Consider the following 1040-nt stretch of genomic DNA (forward strand, 5'->3'; position numbering starts at 1 on the left):
CAGTTGATGCAATTAATTGCGACAGACGGTTGTAAAACACGTCCTTTTCAATAGGATGTGAGTTAGTCATGATTAGCCCCTTGTAAGCTAGTTATGATTAGCCATGCATTCAGATTGCACTCTGAATGCATGGCGTTTATGAATTTAAATTGTTTGCTGTCTAGACTTCCAATAATCAGCAGCACAAGACCACTTAGTCCCATCTTGAGCTATGTATCCCTCTATTGGGACTATTTTAGATTGTGTAGTTAACCCCAAGCGCTCAAGATTCAAATAGTATGTATTAGCTAAACTTTTCGATTTATCCCCTGGCTCGTAAGTTAACCAACCAGACTCAGAGAGCTTCTTGATTGTGTTTGCAATAGATTGTCGAGATAACCCCGTCTCATCCATTAGAGCGCTGTAGCTAGGGAAACAAACTCCATCGCCATCAACAAATCTAAATAGCCCCAAGAGAAGCAGGCGCTGTGTTGATGGTAGATTTTCACGTTTCATTGCGTCAAAAAGTGGATGCATAATATCGAATTGGCTCCGCTTAAGTTTGTGTGTCATAATTTTCCTTATAGAAACTAAGAAAAACGCCAAGGGTTGCCGCCCATTTTGGCGTTTTTTTTTATCCACAGAAAATCATAACACCTAGTCAATATATAGACAACCCTAGTGTATGAGATACACCACCCTAGTCAACGTCATATACTAACCCTAGTAAACTAGGTTGACTCCAACAAACCATAGAACAAACCATAGAACAAATAGCGCTATCGCTTTTTCTTTTTCTTTTTTCGATTAGACCTAGCCTTGGATCTTTTTGATGAGTCAGGGACAGGACCAAATCTATCCCTCTTTTCGTCGTCAGAATGCACAGGAGGGGAAATAAGAAGATCTACAGAGCAAGATTCTAATACCTCACTTTTTTGCACAGGAGGCGTTACAGGAGCTTCTAGGTGTAGTTCTAAATGCTGTAACCACAGAAGGGCAAATTCAGTCCTTTTATCGACTGGATATTTACCCGTTTCAAATCTACTTATCGAATCATTGGA

General features: G+C 40.0%; 2 protein-coding genes. Both read right to left on the reverse strand.

The genetic code is table 11. The annotated features are described in order from the left end of the window. Nucleotides 1–144: 144 nt before the first annotated feature. Nucleotides 145–621, reverse strand: coding sequence for a helix-turn-helix domain-containing protein (locus R7Z77_RS24220; protein ID WP_169616120.1), 477 nt, complete (start codon nucleotides 619–621; stop codon nucleotides 145–147). Between the two features lie 137 nt (nucleotides 622–758). After that, on the reverse strand, nucleotides 759–1040 hold a 282-nt coding region (locus tag R7Z77_RS24225; RefSeq protein ID WP_318118595.1), incomplete at its 5' end, for a hypothetical protein.

This window comes from Vibrio sp. 1401, from assembly GCF_033340295.1.